Origin of the sequence: Streptomyces phyllanthi, from assembly GCF_009377205.1 — a bacterium.
Classification (GTDB): domain Bacteria; phylum Actinomycetota; class Actinomycetes; order Streptomycetales; family Streptomycetaceae; genus Streptomyces; species Streptomyces phyllanthi.
This window is the reverse complement of record NZ_VJZE01000399.1, coordinates 1-8,596: the sequence shown is the minus strand read 5'-3', so window position 1 is coordinate 8,596 and position 8,596 is coordinate 1. Positions and strand designations below refer to the sequence as shown.

The 8,596-nt window shown below is 69.8% G+C and carries 9 protein-coding genes; 2 read left to right on the top strand and 7 right to left on the bottom strand.

Going from position 1 to position 8,596, the window contains the following annotated elements; genetic code table 11:
• Positions 1–25: 25 nt before the first annotated feature.
• On the bottom strand, positions 26–1,678 hold the full coding sequence (locus FNH04_RS35725) for an alpha/beta fold hydrolase (protein ID WP_228031796.1): 1,653 nt from the start codon (positions 1,676–1,678) through the stop codon (positions 26–28).
• A 201-nt stretch (positions 1,679–1,879) separates the two neighbouring features.
• On the opposite strand from FNH04_RS35725, the gene FNH04_RS35720 reads away from it, so the two are divergent.
• Positions 1,880–2,161: a hypothetical protein gene (locus tag FNH04_RS35720; protein WP_152790004.1), complete on the top strand. Its 282-nt coding sequence runs from the start codon at positions 1,880–1,882 to the stop codon at positions 2,159–2,161.
• 15 nt (positions 2,162–2,176) lie between these two features.
• Here FNH04_RS35720 and pspAB read toward each other — a convergent pair whose 3' ends face one another.
• The 3 genes from pspAB to glnA all read right to left on the bottom strand — a co-directional run bounded on the left by pspAB (position 2,177) and on the right by glnA (position 5,322).
• Positions 2,177–2,773: a PspA-associated protein PspAB gene (gene pspAB, locus FNH04_RS35715; protein ID WP_152790003.1), complete on the bottom strand. Its 597-nt coding sequence runs from the start codon at positions 2,771–2,773 to the stop codon at positions 2,177–2,179.
• A 5-nt stretch (positions 2,774–2,778) separates the two neighbouring features.
• Entirely contained in the window at positions 2,779–3,702 is a 924-nt protein-coding gene (htpX, locus tag FNH04_RS35710) for a zinc metalloprotease HtpX (protein ID WP_152790002.1), read from the bottom strand.
• Between the two features lie 210 nt (positions 3,703–3,912).
• The gene (glnA, locus tag FNH04_RS35705) at positions 3,913–5,322 is read right to left on the bottom strand and encodes a type I glutamate--ammonia ligase (protein WP_152790001.1); all 1,410 of its coding nucleotides are present in this window, start codon (positions 5,320–5,322) and stop codon (positions 3,913–3,915) included.
• Positions 5,323–5,521: 199 nt separating this feature from the next.
• On the opposite strand from glnA, the gene FNH04_RS35700 reads away from it, so the two are divergent.
• Entirely contained in the window at positions 5,522–5,989 is a 468-nt protein-coding gene (locus FNH04_RS35700) for an RDD family protein (RefSeq protein WP_322724789.1), read from the top strand.
• Positions 5,990–6,223: 234 nt separating this feature from the next.
• Here the strand turns inward: FNH04_RS35700 and FNH04_RS35695 are convergent, their stop codons facing one another.
• The 3 genes from FNH04_RS35695 to lipA all read right to left on the bottom strand — a co-directional run bounded on the left by FNH04_RS35695 (position 6,224) and on the right by lipA (position 8,449).
• Positions 6,224–6,925: a DUF4191 domain-containing protein gene (locus FNH04_RS35695; RefSeq protein WP_152790000.1), complete on the bottom strand. Its 702-nt coding sequence runs from the start codon at positions 6,923–6,925 to the stop codon at positions 6,224–6,226.
• 63 nt (positions 6,926–6,988) lie between these two features.
• The gene (locus tag FNH04_RS35690; RefSeq protein ID WP_152789999.1) at positions 6,989–7,204 is read right to left on the bottom strand and encodes an SCO2195 family GlnR-regulated protein; all 216 of its coding nucleotides are present in this window, start codon (positions 7,202–7,204) and stop codon (positions 6,989–6,991) included.
• A 279-nt stretch (positions 7,205–7,483) separates the two neighbouring features.
• Entirely contained in the window at positions 7,484–8,449 is a 966-nt protein-coding gene (gene lipA / locus FNH04_RS35685) for a lipoyl synthase (RefSeq protein ID WP_322724788.1), read from the bottom strand.
• Positions 8,450–8,596: the final 147 nt, after the last annotated feature.

The following is an 8,596-nucleotide window of genomic DNA, read 5'->3' as shown; positions in this document are numbered from 1 at the left end:
GCCGTATACGAGCCGGACAGGCACGTTACGCGTACCGCTCCAGCAGCCCCGCAACATACGCCTCCAGCCGGGCGCTCACCGTCGCCGGGGTCAGGTCGGCCCGCCCGAGCTCCCGCCAGGGCCCCGCGAGCTTCGCTGCGTCCGGCACGTAGGCCAGGGCGTCCAGCAGCGTCCAGTACAGGTGGTCGGGGCCCTCGGCCAGCCGACGGCCGCCCCGGGCCTCGTACCGCGCGCGGAACCCGAGCCCGTACTCCGCCCCGTGGAGCAGTGCGAGCGCCGTGGAGCAGTGGGCCACATCGAGGTCCGCGGGCCCCCATGACGTCTCCACCCAGTCGACGACCCCGCTGATCCGCAGGGTCTCGCCCGCGCCCGTGAACAGCACGTTCCCCGGATGGAAGTCCCGGTGCAGGAAGCATCCCCCGTACGCGGGCGCCGCGCGCCGGATCACCTCCACGGCCCGCTCCCACAGCCCACCGCCGGGTGTGCGCACCCGCTCGGGGGACGTCCACGCCTGGTACGTACGGGGCCGGTCATCGGGTACGACCGCGTGGATCCTGGCGAGCTGTCCGGCCAGCAGATCGAGGCGCCGCTCAAGGTCCTCCTCGTCCCCGTCGTCCACCCGCACCGTGCCCGGCAAGGAGGACATCAGGAGGGAGGGATGGTCGGCGTGTTCGGCGGTGGCGTCCACGGCGCGCAACTCCGGCGCCGGGATGTCCTCCAACGGCGCGAGCAGCGCGAGCACGGACGCCTCGCGGGCCAGCAGCCCGGGTGCGTGGTGCCGGAAGAAGGGCCGTACGAAGGAGCGCAGCACGAGAGCGGAACCGTCGTCGAGGGTGAGCCGGCGCATCTGGGCGCTGAAGCCCCCGCGCAGCTGCTCGGTGTCACGGACAGCGCGTCCCTCCGGGAGCTGCTTGGCCACCCAGGTCCGCGTCGCGGTCCACCCCCGGTCGCCCAGGCCGGTCAGTACGGCGTCCACGAACTGCCGCCGGTCGTCGGCGTGGTCACGGAACCACTGGCCCAACCGGTGCTCCGCGTCCGGGAGTTCGAGCCGGGTGAACTGGGCGCGGGCGGCCAGCGCGTCGGTCACCGCCTCCGTCACGGCGGGCGGGATGACGTGGTCCGTCCCGGGCACGGCGAGCACCGCCCGGCCCTCGTACGCCCGGAACACCTCCAGCGCCGGGGAGTCATGCCAGCTGTCCGGTGTACGGATGACGGTGCTGAACGCCCGGTCGCCGTCCCCGAACGGCTCCGCCCAGGCCCCGGCCGCGTACACCGCGGGCGCGCACAGCCCGATCGCCGCCACCCGCTCGCCGTAGTACCGGATGAGATCGGCCACCGTCTGCCCGCTCATGCTGAAGCCGACGAGGACCAGCGGCCCGTCCCCGGGCACCCGTGCGTCGATGACCGCCGAGGCCTGCTCGAAGCGTCTGCGCAGGCTCAGCTCCCGCAGCGCGCCCGTACTGTCACCGTGCCCGGAGAAGTCCAGGGCGAGCCCCCGGCAGCCGCGCGCGACGAACTCGTCGAGCAGCGGGAGCAGATGTTCCTTGCTGCCGTTGCCCGCGCCGTGCAGGAGGACAGCCGTGGGCGATGAGGCGTCGGGGGCGTCGTCGGCACCGCCGTGCACCCCGCTGAGTCGTTCACCGTCGTACGCGTACGTGAAAGAGGAGAGTCGGCTCATGCCCGTATTCATTCACGGTGCACTCATGGCACGCCCGGTTATTGGGATGCGGATGTGACGGCCGGGCGAGCATCCTGGACACGCGGACGGGAGCGGTCCGGCACCGGTTTCCGCGGGACAGGCACCTGCCCGCGGGCCCTGGAGCACCGTCGGCACACACATCCGAGCTCAGTCGTCACCCACGCCCGAAGGAGGTCCGCCATGAACACCTTGATCCTCTCGGCGACCGCCGTTCTGGTCGCCCTGGGTTTCTCCGACAGCGTCTACTGGCTCGCCGCGGTCGCCCTGCTCTACGTGTACGTCCGGTACGGCCGTACCGGAGGAGGGTCGGCGACGTCCTCGTCCGGATCGCCGGCCGGCCCGGCGAGCGCACCGTCCACCTACCGTGCGTACCGCGAACGCCGTGACCAGCAGGCCAAGTGGGAGCGCCGCTACCGCCGCGAGCGGCCGTTCGAGGCGCGCCGGCAGGAGCGCGGCTCCTAGGCAGCCACCAAGGGGTCACCACCCCGGCGCGCCCCAGATCGGGAACCAGCGGCTCAGGTCCCGTTCGATGCGCAGGTCGTCCGTGAGTACCGCCCTCACCTGCAGTTCCAGTGCGTGATCGCGCCGCTGGCCGGGACCGGCCAGCGGCGCGAAGGGATAGAAGGTCCCGCGCTTGTACAGGTACACGAGCCCGAGCCGCCGCTCGTTCCGCGCGGCCCCCATCTCGTGGAAGGTGACCACCGAGCACAGCAGCTGAGGCCCGAAGCCGCCGCTCTCCAGCGCGCTGTTGACCGCGTGCAGATCACTCACGAGCGCGGGCAGGTCGTCCGGTCCGCGCCGGGAGACCAGCCACGAGTACCCGTACGCGTCCCGTACGGCCTCGACGGGTGGCCCCTCGCGCTCCCTGTCCGCGTCCAGGAGGGCCTGCACCTCCTCGCGCGCCTCGGCGAAGGCCGCGCCCTCGACGGTGGCGAAGCACACGGCCCCCGTTCCCGTGGGCGCGAAGGAGACCGCCGCCTGGAGCGTCACCGCGGCCGACGGTAGCGCGAACAGCTGGTCGAGATCGGGTGCGACCGGCTTCGTACGGCCGAGGAGGACGTCCAGCAGTCCCATGGCGCTCACCCCGTCTTTCCCGGTGCCGCCGCCTCACCCAACTCGGCGGAGATCCGGCCCAGTTGGTCGAGCCGCTGCTCCAGCGTCGGGTGGGTGGCGAAGAGAGGCCGTACGCCGGGCGCGAGACCGGGGGTCGGGGTGAAGTAGAAGGCGTTGAAGGCCCGGGCGGTCCGCAGATCGCGGGTCGGGATCCGGGCGATCTCCCCGTCCAGCTTCGTCAGCGCGGACGCCAGCGCCGAGGGCCGCCCGGTGAGCAGCGCACCCGCCCGGTCGGCGGCCAGCTCCCGGTACCGCGACAGCGCCCGGATGAGCAGGAAACTGATCGCGTACACGGCGGCCGAGACACCGATGACGGCCGCGAACACGATGAGGGTGTTCTGGTCCTTGCGTCCGCGCGCGCCGAACAGCTCCGAGTAGAAGGCGAACCGCACGATCAGCCCGGCGACGACGCCCAGGAAGGACGCCACGGTGATCACGGCGACGTCCTTGTGCGCCACGTGCGACAGCTCGTGCGCGAGCACGCCCTCCAGTTCCTCGGGCTCCAGCCGCCGCAGCAGCCCGGTGGTCACGCACACCACGGCGTGATCGGGGTTCCGCCCGGTCGCGAACGCGTTGGGCAGGTCCATGTCCGCAACGGCGACCAGCGGCTTCGGCATGTCCGCCACCGCGCACAGCCGGTCGACGACCCCGTGCAACCGCGGATACTCCTCCCGCTCCACGACGCGCCCACGCATCGCGTACAGCGCGATCCGGTCCGAGAACCAGTACTGCGCCGCCAGCAGCCCCGCGGCGATCACCACGACCAGCACCCAGCTCTTCAGCAGCACGATCAAGGCGGCGACGAAGCCCACGTACAACAGCCCGAGCAGAAACACCGTGACCCCCATACGGGTGGTCAGCCCCCGGTCACTCCGAAACCGACTGCGCATCTGCACCACCCCGCACTCAGGTACCCGCCTCGCTGTCCATTGTGCGCCCGCGGATGCCCATGAACCGCCCCTGATCAGCCCACATACGGGCAAAGGGACGGTGTGGGGACGGTGAGAGAAGACGACGAGGTCTCTCGCAGGACGGCGGGAACGACGGAGCCCCGTCACCACCCGAGGGCGGTGACGGGGCTCCGGGACCCTACAGTCCGATCACACGTCGAAGTAGAGCTCGAACTCGTGCGGGTGCGGACGCAGCTGCAGCGGCGCGATCTCGTTGGTGCGCTTGTAGTCGATCCAGGTCTCGATCAGGTCGGCGGTGAAGACGTCGCCCTGGAGGAGGAACTCGTGGTCGGCCTCGAGGGAGTCGAGGACGGCCGGGAGCGAGGTCGGGACCTGCGGGACGCCCGCGTGCTCCTCGGGGGCGAGCTCGTAGAGGTCCTTGTCGATCGGCTCGGCCGGCTCGATCTTGTTCTTGATGCCGTCCAGACCGGCGAGCAGCAGGGCCGAGAAGGCCAGGTACGGGTTGCCGGAGGAGTCGGGCGCGCGGAACTCGACGCGCTTGGCCTTCGGGTTCGAGCCCGTGATCGGGATACGCATGGCCGCGGAGCGGTTGCGCTGCGAGTAGACGAGGTTGACCGGGGCCTCGAAGCCGGGAACCAGACGGTGGTACGAGTTCACCGTCGGGTTGGTGAAGGCCAGCAGCGACGGGGCGTGCTTGAGGATGCCGCCGATGTAGTAGCGGGCGGTGTCCGACAGACCCGCGTAACCGGCCTCGTCGTAGAAGAGCGGGGAGCCGCCCGACCACAGGGACTGGTGCACGTGCATGCCCGAGCCGTTGTCACCGAAGATCGGCTTCGGCATGAAGGTCGCCGTCTTGCCGTTCTTCCACGCCACGTTCTTCACGATGTACTTGAAGAGCTGGAGGTCGTCGGCGGCCGCGAGCAGCGTGTTGAACTTGTAGTTGATCTCGGCCTGGCCGGCGGTGCCCACCTCGTGGTGCTGGCGCTCGACCTGCAGGCCGGCCCGGTTCAGCTCCAGGGAGATCTCGGCGCGCAGGTCGGCGAAGTGGTCGACCGGCGGGACCGGGAAGTAACCGCCCTTGTAGCGGACCTTGTAACCGCGGTTGTCCTCGATGGCACCGGTGTTCCAGGCGCCGGCCTCGGAGTCGATGTGGTAGAAGGACTCGTTCGCGCTGGTCGTGAAGCGGACGGAGTCGAAGACGTAGAACTCGGCCTCGGGGCCGAAGTACGCGGTGTCGGCGATACCGGTGGAGGCGAGGTACGCCTCGGCCTTCTTCGCCACGTTGCGCGGGTCACGGCTGTACTGCTCGCCGGTGATCGGGTCGTGGATGAAGAAGTTGATGTTGAGCGTCTTGTCGCGGCGGAAGGGGTCCACACGCGCCGTGGACAGGTCGGCACGGAGCGCCATGTCGGACTCGTGGATGGCCTGGAAGCCCCGGATCGACGAACCGTCGAACGCAAGCTGCTCGTCCGGGTCGAAGGCCTCGACCGGGACCGTGAAGTGCTGCATCACGCCCGGCAGGTCGCAGAAGCGGACGTCGACGAACTTGACGTCCTCGTCCGCGATGAACTTCTTGGCCTCGTCGGCGTTCTGGAACATCCAGCTCCTCCTACTCCCGACCTGTCCGTGCCGGGGTGGTAGTTCGTTCGTGCGGCCAGTGCGGTGGCACACGCTGCCTTCGACCCTAGGGAGGGGTGATTTCTCGTACGTGACCCATTTGTTTCGTACAAGTTAACCGACCTGGCCCCGGCTCACCCCACCTGTGGGGACCATCGCACGGGGGAAGTACGGTGGTCGCGTGGACAAGAGGCAAGCACTCGGATCGTGGCTCTCCGGCCCCCGCGAGGCCGCTGAGCAAGCGGGCGTCGACTTCGGTTACCGCGGTGAGCAACTGGGTCTGCCGGAGTCCGGCCCCGGCTCGATCGCCCGTCCCGGCCGGCGCCTCGGAGCCCTCGCCGTCGACTGGGCGCTGAGCGTCTTGATCGCATACAGCTTGATCACCGACGGCTACGACCGGACGACCAGCAACTGGGCGCTGCTCGTCTTCTTCGCGCTGCACGTCCTGACGGTCGGCATGGTCGGCTTCACCCCGGGCAAGCGCCTCTTCGGCATCCGCGTGGTGACCGAGGACACCGGCACGGTGAACCCCCTCCGGGCCCTGCTCCGCTCACTTCTCCTCTGCCTCGCCATCCCGCCCCTCGTCTGGGACCGCGACAGCCGGGGTCTGCACGACCGCCTGGCGCGCACGGTGGAGCTGCGGATCTGAGGGCGCCCACGCCCCTTTCCCGGTTTCCGGTCACGCGTTCCAGCCGGGTGCGCCCCGGCTTTCCCTTTCAAGGGGCGCGGGGAACCGCGCGACCAGCCACGAACCGACCCGCGGACGCCTGACAGCCATCCGCCCCCCGGACATACGCATGGGGCGAACATACGCATGGGGGCCCGGGGAAGCGCGAAGCTTCCCCGGGCCCCGGAACGGCCAGGCCCAGCGGCGGGCGTAACGTCACCGCAGCTTCGGACCGCCGCGCGGCATCCGCATCCCCTTGGGCATGGGCCCCTTCGGCAGCGGCATGTTGCTCATCAGGTCGCCCATCGCACGGAGCCGGTCGTTCGTGGCGGTCACCTGGGGTCCGGTCAGCACACGCGGCAGCTTCAGCATCGTCGTGCGGAGCCTCTTCAGCGGGACCTGCTCGTCGCCCGTGCCCACGATCAGGTCGTGCACCGGCACGTCCGCCACGATCCGGGCCATCTTCTTCTTCTCGGCGGCCAGCAGGCCCTTCACCCGGTTCGGGTTGCCCTCGGCGACCAGCACGATGCCCGCCTTGCCCACGGCCCGGTGCACCACGTCCTGGCTGCGGTTCATCGCCACCGCCGGGGTGGTGGTCCACCCGCGGCCGACATTGTCGAGCACCGCCGCCGCGGCGCCCGGCTGGCCTTCCATCTGTCCGAACGCGGCCCGCTCGGCCCGGCGCCCGAACACGATCGCCGTCGCGAGGAAGGCCAGCAGGAAGCCGAGAATGCCGAGATAGATGGGGTGACCGATCAAGAAACCGATCGCAAGGAAGACACCGAAGGTGACGATTCCGACAGCCGCGAGTACAAGGCCGATCTTTTTGTCGGCCCTGCGGGTCATCTTGTAAGTGAGGGCGATCTGCTTGAGTCGCCCGGGGTTCGCAGCGTCCGCTGCGGTTTCCTTCCTCGCCATGCCCCGAAGTCTACGTGGCCCGGCAAGCGGAGACGACGGCGGTGCCGGTGGCGGAGGCGTCCGTCAGGGCAGGCGCGAGGTGACGGCCTCGTCGAGGGTGCCTTCGAGGACGCGCTGGGTCTCGACCCGGTCCTTGGCGCGACGGCGGTCCTCCAGGACGGAGTTCCAGGCGTTGCGGCGGGCGGTGCGCTGGCCACTGCTCATGAGCAGTGACTCGACGGCACGGAGTGCATCGGTGAACGACGGGATTGCGGTGGCGCGGACGGGCGCAGCCTGCATGACGGAGCTCCCCCCTCGGGAGTGGCGGCACTGGTCAGGGCTGTACGTGGTGTGAAACCAGGGTTACTCCATGGTGTTACCAGGGCGTGACTGGCTGGTCAAACGCCAGTGAAGCCTTGTTTTAGCGCCCTCAAACCCGGACGCGGCCCTGAAACGCCCCCTATCTGCGGGGATGCTCAGGGCCGCGTCTTATTGGCCACTACTCGCCGGTAGCCGCTTGTGCGCAGATTCACACGCGGAAAGTGGCACGCAGTGCCATCGCGTGGAGCCGTACGGCGCTCAGACGGCCTGCGAGGCGATGTACGCGCCCCGCTTCTCCACGGCCATCTGGTACAGGCGGCCGGCCCGGTACGAGGAACGCACCAGCGGGCCCGACATCACGCCGGAGAAGCCGATCTGCTCGGCCTCCTCCTTCAGCTCGACGAACTCGTGCGGCTTGACCCAGCGCTCCACGGGGTGGTGGCGGACGGACGGCCGCAGGTACTGCGTGATGGTGACCAGCTCGCATCCGGCGTCGTGCAGCTGGCGCAGCGCCTCGCTGACCTCCTCGCGGGTCTCGCCCATGCCGAGGATCAGGTTGGACTTGGTGACCAGGCCGTAGTCGCGGGCCTCGGTGATCACCTTCAGCGAACGCTCGTAGCGGAAGCCGGGGCGGATGCGCTTGAAGATCCGGGGGACCGTCTCGACGTTGTGCGCGAAGACCTCGGGGCGGGAGGCGAAGACCTCCTCCAGGAGCTCCGGTACGGCGTTGAAGTCCGGGGCGAGGAGCTCGACCTTGGTGTGGCCGCCCGCGCGGTCCGCGGTCTGCTGGTGGATCTGCCGTACGGTCTCGGCGTACAGCCAGGCGCCGCCGTCGGGCAGGTCGTCACGGGCGACGCCGGTGACGGTGGCGTAGTTGAGATCCATGGTGACCACGGACTCGCCGACACGGCGGGGTTCGTCGCGGTCGAGGGCCTCGGGCTTGCCGGTGTCGATCTGGCAGAAGTCGCAGCGGCGGGTGCACTGGTCGCCGCCGATGAGGAACGTGGCCTCGCGGTCTTCCCAGCACTCGTAGATGTTGGGGCAGCCGGCTTCCTGGCAGACCGTGTGGAGGCCCTCGCTCTTCACGAGGTTCTGCATCTTCGTGTACTCGGGGCCCATTTTCGCCCGGGTCTTGATCCACTCGGGCTTGCGCTCGATGGGGGTCTGGCTGTTCCGGACCTCCAGGCGCAGCATCTTGCGTCCGTCGGGTGAGACTGCGGACACATCGGCTCCCTGTAGCTTCGATTCTTCGGCGTACACCAGGGTACGCCCGTGCGCTTCCCGGTCCCCGAGGTGGGCAACCTTCGGCTTCGGGGGGCGCATTCCCTCCCGGGGGTGCGCGCCTGTTTCTTCGCCCCCGCCGCCCCTACC

What these genes read in the sequence shown, in the direction of transcription:
- FNH04_RS35725 (WP_228031796.1), bottom strand. Translation starts at nt 1,678, where the DNA reads ATGAGCCGACTCTCCTCTTTCACGTACGCGTACGACGGTGAACGACTC.
- FNH04_RS35720 (WP_152790004.1), top strand. Translation starts at nt 1,880, where the DNA reads ATGAACACCTTGATCCTCTCGGCGACCGCCGTTCTGGTCGCCCTGGGT.
- pspAB (WP_152790003.1), bottom strand. Translation starts at nt 2,773, where the DNA reads ATGGGACTGCTGGACGTCCTCCTCGGCCGTACGAAGCCGGTCGCACCC.
- htpX (WP_152790002.1), bottom strand. Translation starts at nt 3,702, where the DNA reads ATGCGCAGTCGGTTTCGGAGTGACCGGGGGCTGACCACCCGTATGGGG.
- glnA (WP_152790001.1), bottom strand. Translation starts at nt 5,322, where the DNA reads ATGTTCCAGAACGCCGACGAGGCCAAGAAGTTCATCGCGGACGAGGAC.
- FNH04_RS35695 (WP_152790000.1), bottom strand. Translation starts at nt 6,925, where the DNA reads ATGGCGAGGAAGGAAACCGCAGCGGACGCTGCGAACCCCGGGCGACTC.
- FNH04_RS35690 (WP_152789999.1), bottom strand. Translation starts at nt 7,204, where the DNA reads ATGCAGGCTGCGCCCGTCCGCGCCACCGCAATCCCGTCGTTCACCGAT.